18 protein-coding genes are annotated in these 19,337 nt (G+C 61.8%); 11 read left to right on the top strand and 7 right to left on the bottom strand.

The window, feature by feature from the left end:
• Position 1: 1 nt before the first annotated feature.
• The 8 genes from DSC91_RS12190 (at position 2) to DSC91_RS12160 (ending at position 7,879) form a co-directional block, all read left to right on the top strand.
• On the top strand, positions 2–1,684 hold the full coding sequence (locus DSC91_RS12190; protein WP_115778455.1) for a flavin-containing monooxygenase: 1,683 nt from the start codon (positions 2–4) through the stop codon (positions 1,682–1,684).
• Entirely contained in the window at positions 1,681–3,855 is a 2,175-nt protein-coding gene (locus DSC91_RS38015) for an FAD-dependent oxidoreductase (RefSeq protein ID WP_208645721.1), read from the top strand. Before DSC91_RS12190 ends, DSC91_RS38015 begins: the two co-directional genes overlap by 4 nt.
• A 124-nt stretch (positions 3,856–3,979) precedes the next feature.
• Positions 3,980–4,174: a ferredoxin gene (locus tag DSC91_RS12180; protein WP_115778453.1), complete on the top strand. Its 195-nt coding sequence runs from the start codon at positions 3,980–3,982 to the stop codon at positions 4,172–4,174.
• A 44-nt stretch (positions 4,175–4,218) separates the two neighbouring features.
• Positions 4,219–5,451 carry a cytochrome P450 gene (locus DSC91_RS12175; RefSeq protein ID WP_115778451.1) on the top strand — a complete coding sequence of 411 codons (1,233 nt, stop codon included), beginning with the start codon at positions 4,219–4,221 and terminating at the stop codon, positions 5,449–5,451.
• 22 nt (positions 5,452–5,473) lie between these two features.
• The gene (locus tag DSC91_RS38010; RefSeq protein ID WP_175172093.1) at positions 5,474–5,881 is read left to right on the top strand and encodes a carboxymuconolactone decarboxylase family protein; all 408 of its coding nucleotides are present in this window, start codon (positions 5,474–5,476) and stop codon (positions 5,879–5,881) included.
• A gap of 48 nt (positions 5,882–5,929) precedes the next feature.
• Positions 5,930–6,670, top strand: a complete 741-nt coding sequence (locus DSC91_RS12170; protein WP_175172095.1) for an SDR family oxidoreductase — start codon at positions 5,930–5,932, stop codon at positions 6,668–6,670.
• A gap of 107 nt (positions 6,671–6,777) precedes the next feature.
• A complete protein-coding gene (locus DSC91_RS12165; protein WP_115779808.1) occupies positions 6,778–7,080 on the top strand; it encodes an ArsR/SmtB family transcription factor in 303 nt (100 codons plus the stop codon).
• Between the two features lie 94 nt (positions 7,081–7,174).
• A complete protein-coding gene (locus tag DSC91_RS12160; RefSeq protein WP_208645720.1) occupies positions 7,175–7,879 on the top strand; it encodes a TetR/AcrR family transcriptional regulator in 705 nt (234 codons plus the stop codon).
• 98 nt (positions 7,880–7,977) lie between these two features.
• On the opposite strand, the gene DSC91_RS12155 is transcribed toward DSC91_RS12160, so the two are convergent.
• From DSC91_RS12155 to DSC91_RS12125, 7 genes are read right to left on the bottom strand one after another with little or no spacing between them, the layout of a single operon-like run.
• On the bottom strand, positions 7,978–9,495 hold the full coding sequence (locus DSC91_RS12155; RefSeq protein ID WP_115778449.1) for an AMP-binding protein: 1,518 nt from the start codon (positions 9,493–9,495) through the stop codon (positions 7,978–7,980).
• A gap of 54 nt (positions 9,496–9,549) precedes the next feature.
• Positions 9,550–10,722 (bottom strand): acyl-CoA dehydrogenase family protein, encoded by a 1,173-nt coding sequence (locus DSC91_RS12150; protein WP_115778447.1) that lies wholly within the window; start codon positions 10,720–10,722, stop codon positions 9,550–9,552.
• Positions 10,723–10,777: 55 nt separating this feature from the next.
• Positions 10,778–12,187, bottom strand: a complete 1,410-nt coding sequence (gene lpdA / locus DSC91_RS12145; protein WP_115778445.1) for a dihydrolipoyl dehydrogenase — start codon at positions 12,185–12,187, stop codon at positions 10,778–10,780.
• 15 nt (positions 12,188–12,202) lie between these two features.
• Positions 12,203–13,414, bottom strand: coding sequence for a dihydrolipoamide acetyltransferase family protein (locus DSC91_RS12140; protein ID WP_229758361.1), 1,212 nt, complete (start codon positions 13,412–13,414; stop codon positions 12,203–12,205).
• A gap of 20 nt (positions 13,415–13,434) precedes the next feature.
• Positions 13,435–14,223: an enoyl-CoA hydratase/isomerase family protein gene (locus tag DSC91_RS12135; protein ID WP_115778441.1), complete on the bottom strand. Its 789-nt coding sequence runs from the start codon at positions 14,221–14,223 to the stop codon at positions 13,435–13,437.
• Positions 14,224–14,235: 12 nt separating this feature from the next.
• The gene (locus tag DSC91_RS12130; RefSeq protein WP_115778439.1) at positions 14,236–15,207 is read right to left on the bottom strand and encodes an alpha-ketoacid dehydrogenase subunit beta; all 972 of its coding nucleotides are present in this window, start codon (positions 15,205–15,207) and stop codon (positions 14,236–14,238) included.
• A 10-nt stretch (positions 15,208–15,217) separates the two neighbouring features.
• Positions 15,218–16,186, bottom strand: coding sequence for a thiamine pyrophosphate-dependent dehydrogenase E1 component subunit alpha (locus tag DSC91_RS12125; protein ID WP_229758362.1), 969 nt, complete (start codon positions 16,184–16,186; stop codon positions 15,218–15,220).
• Positions 16,187–16,477: 291 nt separating this feature from the next.
• On the opposite strand from DSC91_RS12125, the gene DSC91_RS12120 reads away from it, so the two are divergent.
• Genes DSC91_RS12120 through DSC91_RS12110 form a run of 3 tightly spaced genes read left to right on the top strand, consistent with a single transcriptional unit; the run spans position 16,478 to position 19,061 of the window.
• Entirely contained in the window at positions 16,478–17,290 is an 813-nt protein-coding gene (locus tag DSC91_RS12120) for an SDR family NAD(P)-dependent oxidoreductase (RefSeq protein WP_115778435.1), read from the top strand.
• Between the two features lie 27 nt (positions 17,291–17,317).
• On the top strand, positions 17,318–18,067 hold the full coding sequence (locus tag DSC91_RS12115; RefSeq protein WP_115778433.1) for an electron transfer flavoprotein subunit beta/FixA family protein: 750 nt from the start codon (positions 17,318–17,320) through the stop codon (positions 18,065–18,067).
• Positions 18,068–18,092: 25 nt separating this feature from the next.
• Complete coding sequence (locus DSC91_RS12110; protein WP_115778431.1) at positions 18,093–19,061, top strand: electron transfer flavoprotein subunit alpha/FixB family protein; 969 nt, start codon at positions 18,093–18,095, stop codon at positions 19,059–19,061.
• Positions 19,062–19,337: the final 276 nt, after the last annotated feature.

The raw sequence follows: 19,337 nt of genomic DNA, 5'->3' as shown, positions 1-19,337 counted from the left end.
CATGCAAGCATCCGCCGTTCAGAACGCCTCGGCCCCGGCTCAAGTCGACATGCTGATCGTAGGGGCGGGCATCACGGGCCTCTATCAGCTGTACCGTGCGCTCGAGTCGGGTCTCAGCGCCGTATTGCTCGAAGCAGGGAAGGGCATCGGCGGGACGTGGTTCTGGAATCGCTACCCGGAGGCGCGCTTCGATTCGGAGAGCTACACCTATGCGTACCTGTTCTCGAAGGAACTCTTCGATGACTGGCGCTGGTCCGAACACTTCGCTGCGCAGCCGGAAATCGAGCGCTATCTGAATCACGTCGCCGACCGTTTCGATTTGCGGCGTCACGTCCGTCTGGATGCGCGCGTCACGTCGGCGATGTTCAATGAAAACAGCGGCACATATACGATCGAATCCAGCGATGGGTCGACTCACATCGCCCGCTACCTCGTCGCCGCGACGGGCGTGCTGTCGGTGCCGTTCTACCCGTCCGTGGCCGGGCGCGAAGATTTCGCGGGCGAGTCGTATCACACAGGGCTCTGGCCTTCGACGCCGGTGGACTTCAAGGGAAAACGCGTCGCCGTGATCGGCACAGGCTCGAGCGGCGTGCAGATTGTTCCCGCCATTGCCGACGAAGTGGCTTCGCTGACGGTGTATCAGCGTTCGCCGAACTGGTGTACGCCGCTCAACAACCGCCCCATCACGGAAGACGAACAGCTGGGGCTGCGCGCCGATTACACCACGATCAAGCAGACGCTGGATACGAGTATCAGCGGCTTTCTGCATGAGCCGTACAAGCGCGCCTCGACCGACGATACGTTGGAAGAGCGTCAGGCCTTCTACGAAAAACTGTGGAACAGTCCCGGCTTCTCGAAGATGACGTCGAACTATAGCGACTTCTTCACGAATGCGGATCTCAGGAAGGAGTTCTCCGAGTTCATCGCGGGCAAGATTCGTGGTCTCGTCAATGACCCGGCGACGGCCGAGCTGCTCATTCCGAAGGACCACATCTACGCGCAGAAGCGTCCGCCTTATGCGACCGGCTTTTATGAGGCGTTCAACAAGCCCAACGTCAAGCTGGTCTCGCTGAAGGAAACGCCGATCCAGAAGGTGACGGAAAAGGGCGTCGAGACAGCCCATGGCGTGGAAGAATTCGACATCATCGTCTGGGCGACGGGCTTCGATTTTGCGCGCGCATTGCAACGCATGGGTATTCGTGGACGCAACGGCGTCGCGCTGGAAGACGCATGGCGCGATGGTCCGAGCACGTTCCTCGGCATTCAGGCGACGGGCTTTCCGAACCTGTTCTTTCCAGGCGGCCCGCATGGCGCGGCAGCCAACAACCCGCGCTACAACGGCGACCAGGTCGACTTCACGATGGAACTGCTCGCCTATATGCGCGAGCGTGGCTACGACGTTGTCGAGCCGAGCCAGGCGGCCGAAGACCAGTGGAGCAACACGGTCAATGCGATGGCTTCCTACTCGCCGTTCAGTCCGGAGCACAGCTACTACTTCGGCTCGAACATTCCGGGCAAGCCGCGCAAGTTTCTGCTGAACCCAGCGGGGCGCGGCATGCTTTTCGACGTGATGGCGAAGAGCCGCGAAGCGCAATTCAATACCTTCGTGATGTCGCAAGGTCGCGCTTGCATTGATGACAGCGAGACCGCGAGCGCAACACAGCAAACGGGAGAGCAGTCGTGACGAGCCACGCCATCAGTGAGACGCCGCACGGTTTTCGCGTCATGAGGGTCTTCCACCCGACTGCGCAAGTGCCCGACCTCGCGCGAGCGGAGCAATGGTTCGAGCGCGCATTCGGGCGCAAGAGCACGTCGCTGTCGGCGATGCTGCCGTCGACACCCGAGTACCCCACCGAGTACTCGACCTTCACGGTCATTCGCGATGTGTTCTTCGACACCATCGACCCGAAGCTGCACTTCATCAACGGCCGGCAGCGCTATCCCGCCGTGCAGACGCCGGGCCTCCGGGGAATCGGCTGGTACGTCGACGGCATGACGGATCTCTATCACGCGCTGCGCCGCAACGGCTTCCGCTGCATGGATCTGTCCGACAACATCGCGCAAGGCGACGAGCCGCCGCTCTCGCCAGGCGGCGGCGTGGTGACTTTTTTCGTGGTGCCCGAAGACGCGGGGATGCAATACCAGTTCTTTCGCGAAGGGCCTTTTCCACTCGACCCGCGCGCGACACCGGGCTGGGCGCTCGGCCCGGTCGACGCGGATGATCCGCTCGGTATCGAGCACTGTTCGCATCACACCATCCTGACGAGTCAGCCCGAGCGTGCGCTGCGCTTCGCGGTGGACGCGCTCGGCGGCACGGTGGTGCATCGTGGCCGCAACGAAGTGCTGGGCGCGACAAGCGTCTTTGTAGCGATCGCCGATACGTTGATCGAGTACGCGGTGCCCGATCCCGGCACGCCCGCTCGTGCCGACCTCGCGGCGCGTGCGCCGAACGATTCGTACTATGCGATCACGTGGAAGGTCGCGGATCTGGAAGGCGTGGAGCGCCATCTCGCCACATTGGGCGTCGGCATTCGCGATCGATCGGCAACCACCATCGTCGCGCAGCCGGAGGACAGTCTCGGTGTGCCGTGGGGTTTCACGACCACGCTGCAACCGGGCGATCCCCGGGTGCGTGCGCACGGTGGCAGCGAAGCGCGACGCGATTCGACGACAGCGCCAGGCAGTGTGCTCGTCGTGGGTGCATCGGCGGGCGGTCTTTGTACGGCGGAGGCGCTGCGGCGTGGCGGCTACAAAGGTCGTATCACGCTGATCGGCGATGAGCCGCATGTGCCGTACGACCGTCCGCCCTTGTCGAAGCAGGTGCTGCATGGTGCGTGGGAGCCCGAGCGGGCAGCGCTGCGTCCGTCGCAGGCTTTGGCTGCGCTCGATGCCGAATTCGTGCTCGGCGAGTCGGCGGTGGAACTCGACGTCAAGGCGCGCAGCGTGCGCACGGCGTCGGGGCGTCGTTTCGAAGCGGACGCAATCGTGATTGCGACAGGCGCGCATGCGCGAAGGTTGCCGGGACAAGCGAAGCTTGCCGGCGTGCATGTGCTGCGTTCGCTTGACGACACGCTGGCGCTGCGCGAAGCATTGCGCACGTCCTCGCGGCTTGTCGTGGTGGGTGAAGGTGTGCTCGGTTCCGAGATCGCTGCGACGGCGTGCACGCTGGGGCTCGACGTGACGCTCGTTGGACCGCTCGCCGCGCCGATGGCAGCGCAGATCGGGCCGCTTGCGTCGGGCCTGCTCGCGACCGTCCACAAGGAACGCGGCGTATCGCTGCGGCTGGGTACAGGCGTCGACGGACTGACGAGCGAAGGTGGATGCGTCACCGGCGTGCGACTCGCAAACGACGAAGTACTGCCTGCCGATGTCGTGGTCGTCGCCATCGGGGCGTCGCCCGCGACAGGTTGGCTCGAAGGCAGCGGACTGCGTATCGACAACGGCATCGTGTGCGATTCGCGCTGCCGCGCCGCCGATGGAATCTACGCGGTCGGCGACGTCGCACGATGGCATCACGAGAAACTGGGCCGTCTGACGCGCTTCGAGAACCGGACCAATGCCACCGAACAGGCGGAAGCCGTTGCGGCGTGCATTCTCGGCAAAGACACGCCCTATGCGCCTGTGCCGTATTTCTGGACCGATCAGTTCGACGTGAAGATTCAGGTGTTCGGTGCGATCGCGGCCGACGCGCAGGCGGAGATTGTCGAGGGCGATTTTTCGGCACGCCGGTTCGTCGCGCGTTACACGAGCGATGGTGTCGTGACGGGCGTGCTCGGTTGGAACATGCCCAAGCAGGTTCGTCAGCACCGGCAGGACGTCGTCGACGCGACGCATCTGAGCCGGACATCGGCATGACCAGTGATCGATCATTGGGCAGCAAAGGATGTGAAAGGAGGTGATCGAACCGCGGATCGTCGTCGACCAGTAGAAGCACCCATGTATTCGATCAACTTGAAGTCATGCCAGAAAGGAGTCTGAAGTGAAGATTTTCATCGACCAGGAAAAATGCGTCGCGGCAGGCCAATGCGTGGCCTACGCGCCCAATGTGTTCGACCAGCGCGAAGAGGACGGCATCGTGATCTTCGTGAATGAGAATCCCCCGCCCGAAGAAGCCGAGAACGTTCGCCAGGCCGCTGCCGTGTGCCCTGCGCTCGCAATCCGTATCGAAGAATGACCGACGAAGGCGGAATGCTTTCGTCGCATAGACAAGGAGAGAATATGAACACCATCGTGGACGGTGCGACCGAGGGCATCCTCGACTATCCGACGCCGAGAGACCCGGCTGCCCCCTTTCTTCCATCGCCGGAACTGCGGGCGCTGCGCGATGCCGGCGTGGAAATCACGCGGGTGCGCATCTGGGACGGCAGCACGCCGTGGATACTTCTCTCGCATGCGGCGCAGCGCAAGATCATGGGCGATCCGCGTGTCAGTGCGAACGATCACCTGCCCAATTTTCCGTTCATGAACCGGGCGATCGCTGAAACCATCCATGACCGGCCGAAGACCATCTTCGATACGGACGGGGAGGACCACGCGCGCCTTCGCCGGATGCTGACCAATTCGTTCACGCGCCACCGGATGGAGAAAATCCGTCCGCAGATCCAGCAGGCGACCGACGATCTGATCGACAGGATGCTCGCGGGACCAAAGCCGACGGATCTCGTCGAAGCGTTGTCGCTGCCACTGCCTTCGCTGATGATCTGCGATCTGCTCGGTGTGCCGTACGACGATCACGATTTCTTCGAGAAGCATTCGAAGATCGCGAATGCACGTGACAAGTCCCCGGATGAAAACCGCTCGTCGACGCAGGCTCTTGGAGAATACATCGGCAAGCTGATCCAGCAGAAGATGGATCATCCCGAAGAAGACGTGGTGTCCGACCTTGGGCAGCGCGTGAAGACGGGCGATCTCGACATGGCGGGCGCAGTTCAACTGGGCGTGATCCTGCTGATCGCAGGGCATGAAACGAGCGCCAACATGATCACGCTGGGCACCGCGCTGCTGCTGCAAAACCCCGACCAGATGAAACTGCTGCGCGAAACCGATGATCCGAAGATCGTCGCCGGCGCCGTTGAGGAACTGCTGCGCTATCTGACTATTCCGCATCTGCTGCAACGGCGTATTGCGATCGAGGACATCGAGTTCAACGGAACAATAATCCGCGCAGGCGAGGGCATCTGTTCGCCGCTGCCTTCGGCGAATTTCGATCCGGTTGCCTTTCCCGATCCCGCGAAGGTCGATATCACGCGCGACGCCCGTCACCATCACGCATTCGGCTGGGGCCCGCATCAGTGTATCGGGCAGCAACTTGCGCGCGTCGAGCTTCAGGTGGTCTATCCGACGCTTCTGCGGCGCGTGCCCACGCTACAGCTTGCCGTGCCGTTTGCCGAGCTGCGTTTCAAGCACGATTCGCTGGCGTACGGCATCGAAGAACTACCTGTGATGTGGTGAAGCCGAATCGAGGAGAGGATACATGACCGTTAAGAAAGGAGCGCCGTCCGACACGAGCGCGAAGGCCGACCTGCGTACGGCGGGACTTGCAGCGATGCGCGCGGCGTTGCCGGGTGTTCTACCCGACGGCGACGTCGACTTGCGCGATGGCCGGTTCGGAGAAGAGCTCGTCGAGCTGGGTCTCGTGAGCGTGTGGGGTGCGTTGTGGGCGCGTGATGGATTGAGCCCACGTGACCGCAGTCTCGTCACGTTGGGCATTCTCATCGCACTGCACGCGGAGACCGAGTTGCGCACTCACTTCAGGATCGCGCTGACGAACGGTCTCACGGAAGACGAGCTTGCCGAAGTGATCTACCACGCGTCGGGCTATACCGGCTTTCCCGCGGCAGTCGCGGCGCGTACCGCGGCTCGCGAGGCACTGGGCGCATGAGCGAAGCGCGAGCCCGCGCGTCGCCACACGAAAAAGGATAGGCACAGTATGTCACTCAAGGGAAAGAATGTTGTTGTCACGGGCGGTGGCCGTGGAATCGGCCGTGCCATCGCAACGGTACTCGCCGCGTACGGCGCGGCGGTTGCCGTATGGGATCTGAACGCCGAAGGCGCCGCGCAAACGGCCGACATCATCCACGAAGCGGGCGGCAAGGCGATCGCCGTTGCGGGCGATGCAGCCGTCGCCGATGCCATCGCCGACTCGGCGGCGCGCACACGCGAAGAACTTGGACCCGTCACGGTACTCGTCAACAATGCGGGGATCAGCAGTTACGTGCCGTTTACGGGCCTCACTGAGGAAGTGTGGGACCGCATCATCGGCGTGAACCTCAAGGGGCCGTTTCTGGTGACGAAGGAATTCATTCCTGACATGCTCGATGCTGGCTGGGGGCGAATCGTCAATATCTCTTCGTCGTCCGCGCAGACGGGTGCACCGGCGATGGCGCACTACGCTGCGTCGAAGGGCGGCGTGATCGGTTTCACCAAGGCCCTTGCGATCGAGTTCGCCGACAAGGGGATCACCGTCAATCACGTTCCGCCGGGCTTTGTCGATACGCCGCTGGTACGGGAGGGTCCGGTCGACGTGGATGCCGTGGCGCGAACGATGCCGATGAAGCGCGCGGGTCAGCCGAACGATATTGCTCACGCCGTGGCCTATCTTGTCTCCGAGGAAGCAGGCTATGTGACGGGGCAAACGCTCAGTGTGAACGGCGGGCGATATCTCTTCTGACTGACGCGGGGGATGTCGAGCGTGATAAGGCGGGACCGGGTTCAGTTCAGTTTTGTGCCTCGCCCGCCAGACAGGAAGACAGATTGGCCTCTGACATCGACCTCGACATCGACATCGACCTCGACGCGATCCACAAGGCGCTTGCGAACCGCATGCGCCGCGAAATTCTTGCATGGTTACGCGAGCCGCACGCACATTTCGCCGAGCAGGAGCTGGCACTTGTTCACGGCGTCAGCGCCGGGCAGATCGAGGCACGCTGCGATCTGGCGCAATCGACGGTATCGGCCCATCTCGCCGCTTTGGAGCGGGCTGGGCTCGTGACTTCGAACCGGATTGGTCAGTGGGCGTTCTTCAAGCGCGACGAGCGGGTGATCCAGCTTTTCCTCGCGCACATCAAAGCACAGATGTAGCCTGCCGGGTCACATCTTTTCCCTTCCAGGGGGCAAATTGCCGTTTTTCAGGGCGGGACGGGATGTCAACTTCGGCGTTTTCAGGTTACGATTGATGGACGAATCACAATTCATCAAACACCGTATGGTTACTCGAAAGTCCACTTCCAGACAAAACGCCACAGAACTAGCCGAAGTCGAAACAGCACCGCAGAACTGGCGGGATGCCGGGTCACGTGACGAACGCACCCGGCTGATTCGCGAAGGGCTTTTTCGCGCCGCGGCTGAGGTCGTGGGCGAAAAGGGCTATCAGGATACGTCCATCACGTTCATCACGCAGCGAGCCGGCGTCGCGCAGGGGACCTTCTACAATCATTTCGAATCAAGGCAGGATATTCTCGACCAGTTGTTGCCGGCACTCGGTAAAGACATGCTCGAACATGTGGGCGCCTGCGCGAGCAAAGGGAAAACGCTGTTCGAACGGGAAGAGCTCGGTTTTCGGGGCTTTTTCTCTTTCCTCAGAATCCATCCGCATTTTTTCCGCATCCTGAACGAGGCACCGAGCTTTGCACCCAAGGCGTATGAGGCACATCTGGAACTCGTTCGCGAAGGCTATATGCACTTCTTGCGCAAGGCGCGGGGCGGCGGCGAGATTCGAGGGTTTTCGGAGCGAGAACTGGAAGTCGTGACCTACGTGCTCATGTCGGCGCGTCTGTATCTGGGGCGCTACGCGAGCCAGGACGGCAGCAACAATGAAATTCCCGACTGGGTGGTCAAAGCCTACTGCAAACTGATCCGACACGGTCTGTCGGGCGGTTGAAGAGCGGTACGTAATCGTGCGCCGTGTGCCGCTGCCATCCTGATGTTCCCGCCTTGGAGGGCGGGGTCTTACGTCCGGGCGATATCGGAGGCCGCGAGTCAGTGCTTGCCGACATCCGGCGCCTGATGAACGAGCTGTTCGCGCAGATCGCGCTTGAGCACTTTCCCCGAGGCTGTACGAGGCAGCATATCGACCACGAACAATTGCTTGGGGATCTTGAAGCCGCCGATCTTGTTGCGGCAATGTGCCTGCAATTCCGCGAGCGTTAGCGTTTCGCCCTCGCGCAGCACCACCACCGCAACTACGCGCTCGCCCCATTGCTCGTCAGGTAGTCCAACTACTGCGGCATCTTCGACCTTGTCGAGCGAGTAGATCACGCGTTCCACTTCTGACGAAGCTACGTTTTCGCCACCGCTGATGACCATGTCCTTCTTCCGGTCCACCAGGAAGAGAAAGCCATCGTCGTCGAGATAGCCCATGTCACCTGTCCGGAACCACTGATCGAAGAAACTCGCACGTGTGCGTCCTGGGTCGTTCCAGTAGCCAGGCGTGACTTTGGGGCCGCTCAGGCAGATCTCGCCGGTTTCACCCGCAGGCAGCCTGTCGCCATGGGCATCGCGGATTTCGACTTGCACATGGGCCAACGGACGTCCCGCCGAGCCGATCTTGCGATGCTCCTGGCCGGCCTGCATCATCGTGTCGCCCGAGCAGGTTTCCGTCAGGCCATAGGCGTCGATGTAGCGGCCATGCCTGAATAGCGTGCTGAAACTGACGATACGTTCGACGGGCGTGCGCTCACCGCCGCCGATCACCCAGCGCACCGTGCTCATGTCGTAGTCGCCGCGGTTCTTCAGGGCGAGCAACCGGTTGAGCATCACGGGCGGCAGCCATGCGCCTGTCACCCGCTGCTGTTCGATGGCAACCAGCACCTGCTCCGCATCGAAATCGCGCATGACATGCATGGAGCCGCCCGTCAGGAAGACGGCAAAGCCTGGCAAGTCGAAGGCGCCGACGTGGTAGAGCGGGCCCACGACCAGCAGCCGATCCTGTGCCGTCAGTCCGAGTTCGCAGATATGGTCCAGCGTCTTCCAGTAGAAGTTGTCGTAGCTGTGAATCACGCCCTTGGGGCGATCGGTCGTGCCGGAGGTGTACATCAGGCGGAACATGTCCGACGACGTTGCCGGATGCGCCGTCTCTACCGGCTCAGCGTGCCGGTCAAGCTGGCGCGTGTCGCCTTGCTGCTCGCGAGAAAGCACGATTCGCGCAGCATTATCCGGCAGGTTGTCCGTGAGTTCTTCGTCGACACAGACCAGTTTTGCCCCGGCGTGCGTGAGGATGTAGTCGACTTCATCCTTGCCAAGCCGATAGTTGATGGGAAGCAGTACCGCGCCGAGATGGCTGATGGCGAGAGTCAGCTCGACAAACGCGGCGCTGTTCTTCATCAGCAGCGCGACCATATCGCCGGCGCCGATGCCTTGGGCACGCAAGGCGCCAGCTGCGGCACAGGTGCGTTCGGCCAGTTGCGCATAGGTAATGCGGTCTTCGCCGTAGGTGAGCGCGATACGCTCCGGATTGGAGCGGGCCCAGTGGAGAATCGAGGAACTCAGGGCAATCATCTTGGGTGTCTCGCTGATGTACTTTGTAATGGCGCGATCGAGGTCCGATGTATGTCAATAGGAGCGAGGCATGCCGAGGTCGTGATTGGCAATGTAGTTCAGAATCATCTCTTCGGAAATGGGTGCGAAACGGAAGAGCCGGCTGTCGCGCCAGAGTCGTTCCACATGGTATTCCTTTGCGTAGCCCATGCCGCCCATCGTCTGCATTGCGCGCTCGGTTGCGCGCGCGGCCACCTGTGCGGCGAGCAGTTTGGCGGCGTTCGCGACGCTGCCGTACGGCAGTCCTCGATCGAAGTTCGTCGCTGCCTGGTAGTTAAGAAGGCGCGCAGCTTCGATTTCGGCATGGCATTGCGCAAGAGGAAACTGCAGTCCCTGATAGCTGCTGATTGCACGGCCGCCGAATACCTTGCGGTCGTTCGCGTAGCTCACCGCCAGCTTCAGCGACAGTTCGCCTGCGCCGACCAGACCCGCCGTGGTCACAATGCGTTCGGTGTTCAGGACGTCAAGCAGTTCGCGCCACCCGCCATGCAACGTGCCCACCAGCTCGTGCGGCTCGATACGCACTTCGTCGAAGAATACGGAGCTTGACGGAAGGGTGTTGGTGCCGACCTTGTCGATCGGGCTGTGCGACAGACCCTTGCGCTCCACATCGATCATGAACATCGACAGGCCGCTGCTGCGCGACTCCGACTCTTCCACGCGCCGGGTGCGTGCGACGACCAGCATTTTCTGCGCGTTGTCGACGGCGGTAATCCAGATCTTGCGGCCGTTGAGGCGCCAACCGTCGCCGTCGGCGCGTGCGAAGCTGCGAATCTCAAGCGTGTTGGTGCCGGCATCCGGTTCGGTCAGCGCCATGCAGAAGTTGATGTCCCCTGCAATGAGCTTGGGCAGCAGTTCGCGCTTCATCTCGGGCGTGCCGAACTTGCTGATCGATACACCGCCGAAGATCGGGTTGATCATGAACAGTTGCCCGACCGTGCTGCCGGCGCCGGCGGCAGACAGGTTCTCGATGATGAGCGCCATTTCGAACACACCCTGTTCGGCGCCGCCGTATTCGGATGGCAATGCCACGCCGCAAAGCCCCGCGTCGCAAATTGCCTTCCAGCATTCGGCGGGAAATTGTTTTTTGGCGTCGATGTCGCGCCAATAGTCGAGACCGAAGCGCTCGCCCACCTTGCGGGCAGCGTCTACGATCATGCGTTGCTCTTGCGTAAGTTGAAAGTCCATGGCTTATCTGCCTCCTTGATTTGTGTTGGTATGTCTGCCGGCGCGGTGCGCACGGTTAGCCGTGAATCGCCCGGCCGAGGGCGGCAAGGGCGGATTCACCAATGGCTTCCGAAAGAGTCGGGTGGGCGTAGACGTGCTGCACCAGGTCTTCATCGGTTGCTTCGAGTTGACGCGCAAGCGAGAGCCCCTGAATCAGTTCCGTCACTTCCGTTCCTACCAGATGCGCACCGAGCAGTTCGCCTGTTTGCGCATCGAAAACGGTTTTCACGAAGCCTTCGGGCTGACCTAGCGCAAGCGCTTTTCCATTGCTATGAAACGGCATGCGGCCGACTGAGACCTCACGGCCGTCGGCGCGCGCGGCCGATTCGGTCAAGCCGACGCTTGCGACTTGCGGATCGCAGTAGGTGCATGCAGGAATGAGCGGCGGCTGCGGATCGACCTGCAAGCCGGCCAGATATTCAACGCAACGTACGGCTTCGCGGCTCGCTTTGTGCGCGAGCATCGGTGCACCGCAAACGTCGCCCGCTGCAAAGATGCGCGGATCATCGGTTCGTCCGAACTCATCGGCGCGGATGCAGCCCTGTTCGATGACGGCGGCCGTGTTCTCCAGGCCGAGATCGGCCGTGTTGCCGACCACGCCGGCACAGACGAGCACTTTGTCGAAGGGCAGGGTATCGCTGGCGTCGCCTGTGCGCAGGGTCATCCACGCGGCGTCTTCAGCAAGGCGGTTCAGCGCGGCCGACGTCCCCGTCCGAACGAGGATTCCGCGTTGCGTAAAGGCATGCGCCACATGATTCGACACGTCGATGTCTTCGTTCGGCAGCACGGCGTCACGCGTTTCGACAACGGTCACCTGAGTGCCGAGCGCCGCATAGAAACTGGCGAACTCCATGCCGATCGCACCCGCTCCAACGACCAGCAGACTCGAAGGCACGGCTTGCGGCACCAATGCGTGACGGTAATTCCAGATCCGCTCGCCATCGACGGGAAGTGTTTCGAGGGAACGTGGACCGGCGCCCGTCGCGATGAGGATCGCATCTGCATCCAGTTGGCGATTGCCCTTGGCATCCTCGCCGGTGACTTGCACGGCGCCCGCACCGTTAAGGCGTGCTTGGCCGCGCACGACTTCGACGCGATGCTTCTTGAGCAGGTACTGCACGCCTTGACGCAAGCGGTCGGAAACCGCACGCGAGCGGCCCACCATGCGAGCGATATCGATGGTGACGTCACCAGCGATGTCGATACCCAGGTCCGACGCACTGCGCACGGCGGACAGCGTGTCCGCGGCATGCAACAGCGCCTTGGTCGGAATGCAGCCCCAGTTCAGGCAGATTCCACCCAGTGCGTCGCGTTCGACAAGCGTGGTGCGGATACCCAGCTGGCTGGCGCGGATGGCCGCGACATAGCCGGCGGGGCCGCCGCCAATGACGATAAGCGTGGCCGGGCGCGTAGTGGTTGTGGTCATCGTGATCTCCGTCGCCTAGCTCGCCAGCAGCCGCGCGGGCCGCTCCAGCAACCGCGCGACAGCATTGAGAAAGTTGAGGGCGGCCACACCGTCCGTGATGCGATGGTCTGCCGACAGCACCAGACCCATTTCGCGACGCAGTGCCGGTTGACCAGCGGCGTCGGGGCGGAACACTTCCTTGATGCTGCCGACGCCCAGGATCATGGCCTGGCCCGGATTGATGATCGACGTCATGTACGTTACGTTGTGCATGCCTGCGTTCGATACCGTGATGGCGGGGCTGCCGTTGTCCTGCGGCAGCAGCGTGCCGCCGCGGGCGCGTGAAGCGACAGCGTCGAGGCGGCGCGCCAGTTCTGCAATCGATACGTCGCCGACATCGCACACGGCAGGCGCGAGAAGACCCCGTTCAGTGCTGACCGCGACGCCTATGTCGATTCGACGGAACGCGAGAATGCCGTCGTTCGTCCACACGCGGTTCGCCTGCGGCAGGCTTCGCAGCGCGCGTGCAACTGCCAGTACGACGAAATGATTCAGCGTAAGACGCGGACCGTCGCCTCCCTCGTTGATCTCGCTACGCAGCGCGATCAGTCGCGAGACTTCGATGTCGAGGGTCAGGTAAAAGTGAGGCGTTTCCTGTTTGCCTTGCGTCAACCGGCGGGCGATCGTGGTTTGCACGGTGCTCGGCCGCACCAGTTCGTGATTCGGCTCGTGATTCAGTTCGATAGCTTCCGGCTGTACGCGCGCTGCCTGCGATACGTTGTTCGCCGCAGCCTCGATATCGCGCGCCACGATGCGTCCTTTGGGGCCGCTGCCTTGCACGCCGGCGAGCGAAATGCCGCGCTGCTGCGCGAGACGGCGGGCCAGCGGCGAGGCCTTTACGCGAGTCGCCGTGTCCGCGCATTGGCGTGCTGCATTCGATGCTGCTCGCGGGACCGATGCGATATCGGAACGAGGCGCTGCTGGCTCTGCAACGTTGATTGTCCGGGCGGTTGTCTGCTCGCCTTGCTTCCCATCTTCCCAGTAGCCGAGGACAGTCCCCACGGGCACGGTTTCGCCCGCTGCCACCACGATTTCATGCAGCGTGCCGGCGGCTTCTGCGGGAATCTCGTTCGCCACCTTGTCCGTCTCGACGACGAAAACGGCGTCGTCGGCGCTGAAAGCGCCGCCAGGCTGGACGATCCAGTCGGCGACGACACCTTCCGTCATCGTCAAGCCCAGCTTGGGCATCAAAAATTCTCGCAGCACGATCATTGCCCCCTGAAGTCGGCCGGGCGCTTGTCGAGGAATGCCTGACAGCCTTCGTGGGCGTCGCGTGTATCGAGCACCAGGCCGATGATGGCCTGCTCATGGGAGAGCGCAGCGCCGAGCGGCATTTCCTGGCCCTGGCGCACATTGCGTTTGAGCAGCTTGAGCACGAGCGGCGATTTTTGAGCGATCCGTTCCGCGAGGGCCAGCGCCTCGTTCAGCAACGCGTCAGCCTGCACGACACGGTTGCACAGACCCAGTGCGACAGCCTCTTCCGCGCTGATCTGGTCGCCGGTGAACATCAGCTCCTTGGCACGGCAAAGCGGAATCTGCCGAATCAGACGTTGCGAGCCGCCGGCGCCGGGGAACAGGCCAAGGTTGATTTCAGGCAGGCCGAGTCGCGCGCGGTCCGAGACCAGCCGGATGTCGAGCGTCAGCAGCAACTCGGTGCCACCACCCAAAGCCCAGCCATTGACCGCGGCGACGGTGGGTTTGTCGGTGTCCTCGAACCGGCGGAACACGCGATGAATGATTTCCGCGAACTCCTGGTAGTGCGCGAGGCCCTGTCGGCTGTTCAGATCCGCGATATCGCCGCCTGCCACGAAGGCGCGGTCTCCGGCACCTGTCACCACGATGGCTTTGACGGCAGCATCGCGCTCCAGTTGACCGAGTGCTTCTTCGAGGCAGAGCAAGGTCGGGATATCGAGTGCGTTGAGGTACTTGGGACGGTTGATGGTGAGCACGCCGACCGGGCCGCGGCGTTCAACGAGTACAGCTTGTTCCTGGTTCATGGCAGTTCCTTCTCAAGATATCGACTGGCGCACGGCAGCGCAGATTCGCTCGGGCGTGACGACGTAACGCGCTTCGAGAGAGCGTGCAAACGGCACCGGCATAAAGGGGGCCGCGACGCGAAGGATCGGGGCATCGAGTTCGTCGAACGCATCCTCGGCGACACGCGCCGCGATTTCCGCCCCGACACCGAACGCCTCGACGGCTTCGTGCACGATGACCAACCGGTGCGTGCGTGCAAGCGATGCATACACGGCCTGTTTGTCCCAGGGCTGCAAGCTGCGCAGATCGATGACTTCGACTTCGATGCCTTCGGCGGCCAGCTTTTCCGCCGCCTGACACGATGTAGCGACCGTTGCGCCATAGGTGACAAGGGTGACGTCGCGTCCCGCTCGCGCCGTTCGTGCCGCCCCGATTGGAATACTGGCGGTGAGATCGACTTCGCCCTTGTTGCCGTACATTGCCTTGTGCTCGACGACGATGACGGGATCCGGGTCGTCAATGGCGGCGCGCAGTAAACCGTATGCGTCTGCGGGCGTGCTTGGGCAAACGACTTTCAGGCCCGGTACGTGAGCGAGCCATGCCTCGAGGCACTGCGAGTGCTGAGGACCGGCGTTCAGACCGCCGCCGTGCGGCGTTCGCAAGACCATCGGTACGCTGGAGCGGCCGCCAAACATAAAGCGCGCTTTTGCGGCCTGATTGACGAGGGCATCCATGGCCAGCGTCACGAAATCCATAAACATGATTTCGACGACCGGTTTCACGCCCGTCATGGCCGCTCCTACGGCGAGCGAGGCAAGGCTGGCCTCGGAAATGGGCGTGTCGCGCACACGTGCGGGTCCGTATGTTTCCAGAAGGCCCCGGGTCGCCTTGAAGGAGCCGCCAGCGGCCGCGATGTCTTCGCCCAGCAACATGACGGTCGGGTCGGCACTCATCGCGTCATGCAGTGCACGGTTGACGGCCTGGGCATATTTCAGTTCGGTCATGGCACGTCTCCTATGCAGCCAGCGTGTAGACGTCTTGACGCGCCGTGTCGTAGGAGGGCTCCGCATCGGCGCGTGCGGCATCGACAGCGGCAGCCACTTCAGCTTCGACCGTTTCGTTGATGCCGTCGATTTCCTCCGTCGTTACTCCTTGCGCCAGCAACGCCGCCGCAGTGCGCGCGACAGGATCGAAGTCCGCTAGCGCGGCCAGTTCTTCGGGCGCACGGTACTTTTGCGGGTCGCCTTCGTAGTGGCCTCGCACACGCTGGGTAACGCACTCGAGGATTACCGGGCCTTCGCCTTGCCTTGCGCGATCAACGGCTGTCTTCGCGGCATCGGATACGGCCAGCACGTCGCTGCCGTCGACCGGCGTGTATGCGATGCCGAATGCAGCCGCCAGCCCTTCGAGCTGCGCTGCGAACTGGCGGCTCGTCGGTGAAAATTCGGACCAGCCGTTGTTCTCGCAGACCAGTAGCAACGGCAGCCGCCACAATGCGGCCATGTTCAATGTTTCGTGCAAGACGCCTTCTGCCATCGCGCCGTCACCGAAGAAGGCAACTGCGACGCCTTGCGTTTCGCGCACCTGATGGGCGATCGCGCTACCCAAGGCGATCGGGATACCCGCGCCGACAATTCCGTTCGCGCCGAGAATGCCGAGGTCCATGTCGGCGACATGCATCGAACCGCCGCGGCCTGCGCACACGCCGCCTGCCTTGCCCAATATCTCCTTGAAAAAATGATCCAGCGAGAGGCCACGAGCCAGCACGTGTCCATGACCGCGATGGGTTGTGGCTAGCGTGTCCTGTGGCGACAGGGCGGCGCACACGCCGGCTGCGATGGCCTCCTGACCAATGCTCAGGTGAATGAAGCCCGGTACTTCGCCGTCCGCGAACAGCCGGGTGAGGCTGTTTTCAACAGTGCGGATCGTTTTGATCGTGCGGTACAGGGTTAGCAGTGCTGGAGCGTTTCGTTGATTGGCCACGGGCTCTCTCTGGATGGGTTTCGCGATGGCGAGATGTTTGGTGATTTATGAACCGTGATTCATGTTATGAGGTGAGGTACGCGCCTGTCAACGCCGATCTGCCTCAGTGGAAACCCTTGCGCAGCAACGATATCGATTCAATTAGAAACCGTCCACCCGGTTTACCCTGATCAGAGCCTCTCACACCTTGACTAACATCGGAGCACGTTACTACGATATGTGAATGGTGATTCATCAATGTCGAAAGAAGACTGGCGCGGGCCAGTTTGTCCCATCAGGAGCGTTGTCGAAATGGAAATCGATCTGGGCGGGAAATGCGCGGTGGTGACGGGCGGGGCCAGCGGCATCGGACTGGCTACGGCCAGGTTGCTGATCTCGGCGGGTGCATGCGTCGTCATCGCGGACCGGGACATCGCGAGCGCCCGTCGCACGGTCAGCGAAATCGGCGGCAGTGCGGTAGAAATCGATGTCGGCGATGAGGTCTCTGTCGAGGCGGCCGCTGCGCAAATCGATACGCAGCTTGGCAGCGTTGATATTCTCGTGAACTCTGCAGGCGTGCTGCAACGTACATTGCCCCCGCATGAGTTGAGCCTCAATGAATGGGACCGCGTTGCTCGCGTCAATTTGCGGGGAACCTATCTATGTTGCCGTAGGTTTGGTTCGGCGATGGCAACGCGCGGGCAGGGAAGCATCGTCAATATTGCTTCTGTCGCGGGGATGCGTTCGGGGCCGCTTCATTCATATGCGCCGGCAAAGGCTGGCGTCATCAACCTGACTGAATGTCTTGCTGGCGAGTGGGGACCGAAAGGTGTGCGTGTGAACTGCGTGTCGCCCGGTTTCACGATGACGCCTGCGCTCGCACGCGGACTCGACTCTCATACGCTCGAGGAGCAGGAACTGGCCAACAGCACTGCTTTGGGCACGCTGGTGCAAGCAGAGGATATCGCCCGAGCCGTTCTTTTTCTGGCGTCCGGGTGGGCTGCGGCTGTTACAGGGATAAACCTGCCCGTCGATGCGGGCTACCTCATCGCGGGGTCATGGTCGAGCTACGGGGGATTACGTCGTGCGCCTTCTCCTGCGCGCGCGCCAGCGGCTGATCAGTAATTCATTCGTTAAATCTGGAGAAGAAGATTGAAGATCCTCGTTGCAGTGAAGCGGGTAGTGGATGCCAATGTGAAGATCAGCGTGAAGTCCGACGGCACCGCTGTCGATATCGCGAACGTAAAAATGTCGATGAATCCGTTTGACGAGATTGCGGTGGAAGAGGCCGTGCGTTTAAAGGAAGCGGGTATTGCCACGGAAGTGGTGGCGGTATCGGCGGGTGTCGCGCAATGCCAGGAAACACTGCGTACCGCGTTGGCGATCGGCGCGGACCGCGCGATTCACGTTGAGTCGAATGAGGAGCTTCAGCCACTGGCCGTTGCCAAATTGCTGAAGGCGCTGGTCGACAGGGAGCAGCCTCAACTCGTGGTCCTCGGAAAACAGGCCATCGACGATGACTCGAACCAGACGGGCCAGATGCTGGCTGCACTGGCTGGCCTGCCGCAGGCAACGTTTGCATCGAAGGTCGTAGTGGCGGATGGCCGCGCGACGGTGTCGCGTGAAGTCGATGGCGGTGCCGAGACGTTGTCGCTGAAGCTGCCTGCAGTGATCACGACCGATCTGCGCCTGAATGAGCCGCGATATGTCACGTTGCCGAACATCATGAAGGCCAAAAGAAAGCCACTGGAAACCGTGACGCCGGCAGATCTGGGTGTCGATGTCGCGCCGCGTCTTCAAACCCTCAAAATCAGCGAGCCGCCCAGGCGATCCGCTGGCGTGACGCTGCCGGACGTCGATGCGCTTGTACAGAAGCTCAGGACGGAAGCGAAGATCGTCTAGACAAAAGAACCAGGAGAGAAGGTCGATGACAATTCTAGTAATCGCGGAGCACGACAACGCCCGCCTTAAAAGTTCGACGCTCAACACGATAGGCGCTGCTGCGCTGATCGCCACATTGGCTGAAGGTGACATTCACGTACTGGTCGCCGGTCATAACGTAAAAGCCGTATCAGAAGCGGCAGCAAGAATTGCGGGTGTCTCGAAAGTGCTGCTCGCTGATGCAGCCTTCCCTGAGGGAGATCTGGCAGAGAACATCGCCGCGACCGTGACGGCGTTGCAGGGAGCCTACGGGTACATTCTGACGCCCGCGACCGTGTATGGGAAAAACATCGCTCCACGCATCGCAGCAAGGCTCGATGTGGCCCAGATCAGCGATGTGACGTCCATTGTTTCGGCAGATACTTTCGAACGTCCGATATACGCCGGCAACGCGATCGCAACGGTGAAATCGCATGACCCTGTCAAGGTCATCACGGTGCGTACGACGGCTTTCAACGCCGCTTCCGAAGAAGGTGGCGGTGCGGTGCAGGAGAACGTTGCGTCGATCGACGCTGGCCTGTCATCGCGGATTGTGCGCCGAGAAGTGACGAAACTGGATCGGCCGGAACTTTCCAGTGCGCGACGCGTTGTCTCGGGCGGTCGCGGGGTGGGCAGTCCGGAGAATTACGCGAAGGTGCTCGAACCGCTGGCAGATACGCTGGGCGCCGCGATGGGCGCATCGCGGGCTGCCGTGGATGCGGGCTTTGCGCCGAACGACTATCAGGTTGGTCAAACCGGCAAGATCGTCGCGCCAGAACTTTACGTGGCTGTCGGGATTTCAGGCGCTATCCAGCACCTCGCGGGCATGAAGGATTCGCGAGTCGTTGTTGCAATCAACAAGGACCCTGAGGCGCCGATCTTCAGTGTCGCCGACTATGGCCTGGTTGGTGACCTGTTCTCAGTGGTACCGGAACTCGTCGAGGCGCTGAACAACAAGGTCGTGCATCAGGTCTGAAGGCTTCGGCAATTTCTGGCGCTTGGGGCGTGTATCACTCTATGCGTGAAGCGAGGAGGTGCAAGTGAATTCAGAGCGCCGGTCACTGCGACATCTGGTGGAAAAGTGGTCAGGGCCGTACGAGGCGGGAGGCATCCGGCTGACGCGCGTCGGCCGGTCCCGATCGCAACCGTGTCGGTGTGTGCGCGTCGAATTCGTTTGTACGTCGAGGCCCCTGTCGATTCTGTTCTTTCGTCACGAAGACGGCTTTTGGTATTTGTTTCCGTCAACGAGGGC

Source organism: Paraburkholderia caffeinilytica (assembly GCF_003368325.1).
GTDB classification, from domain to species: Bacteria; Pseudomonadota; Gammaproteobacteria; order Burkholderiales; family Burkholderiaceae; genus Paraburkholderia; species Paraburkholderia caffeinilytica.
The sequence above is the reverse complement of the archived record's forward strand: the minus strand, read 5'-3'. Positions and strand labels throughout refer to the sequence as shown.

Excerpts from the sequence above, each read along its gene's own strand:
- DSC91_RS12135 (WP_115778441.1), bottom strand. The coding sequence starts at position 14,223 with ATGAACCAGGAACAAGCTGTACTCGTTGAACGCCGCGGCCCGGTCGGC.
- DSC91_RS12190 (WP_115778455.1), top strand. The coding sequence starts at position 2 with ATGCAAGCATCCGCCGTTCAGAACGCCTCGGCCCCGGCTCAAGTCGAC.
- lpdA (WP_115778445.1), bottom strand. The coding sequence starts at position 12,187 with ATGACCACAACCACTACGCGCCCGGCCACGCTTATCGTCATTGGCGGC.
- DSC91_RS12170 (WP_175172095.1), top strand. The coding sequence starts at position 5,930 with ATGTCACTCAAGGGAAAGAATGTTGTTGTCACGGGCGGTGGCCGTGGA.
- DSC91_RS12140 (WP_229758361.1), bottom strand. The coding sequence starts at position 13,414 with ATGCCCAAGCTGGGCTTGACGATGACGGAAGGTGTCGTCGCCGACTGG.
- DSC91_RS12120 (WP_115778435.1), top strand. The coding sequence starts at position 16,478 with ATGGAAATCGATCTGGGCGGGAAATGCGCGGTGGTGACGGGCGGGGCC.
- DSC91_RS12150 (WP_115778447.1), bottom strand. The coding sequence starts at position 10,722 with ATGGACTTTCAACTTACGCAAGAGCAACGCATGATCGTAGACGCTGCC.
- DSC91_RS12160 (WP_208645720.1), top strand. The coding sequence starts at position 7,175 with ATGGACGAATCACAATTCATCAAACACCGTATGGTTACTCGAAAGTCC.
- DSC91_RS12175 (WP_115778451.1), top strand. The coding sequence starts at position 4,219 with ATGAACACCATCGTGGACGGTGCGACCGAGGGCATCCTCGACTATCCG.
- DSC91_RS12155 (WP_115778449.1), bottom strand. The coding sequence starts at position 9,495 with ATGATTGCCCTGAGTTCCTCGATTCTCCACTGGGCCCGCTCCAATCCG.
- DSC91_RS12110 (WP_115778431.1), top strand. The coding sequence starts at position 18,093 with ATGACAATTCTAGTAATCGCGGAGCACGACAACGCCCGCCTTAAAAGT.
- DSC91_RS38010 (WP_175172093.1), top strand. The coding sequence starts at position 5,474 with ATGACCGTTAAGAAAGGAGCGCCGTCCGACACGAGCGCGAAGGCCGAC.
- DSC91_RS12130 (WP_115778439.1), bottom strand. The coding sequence starts at position 15,207 with ATGACCGAACTGAAATATGCCCAGGCCGTCAACCGTGCACTGCATGAC.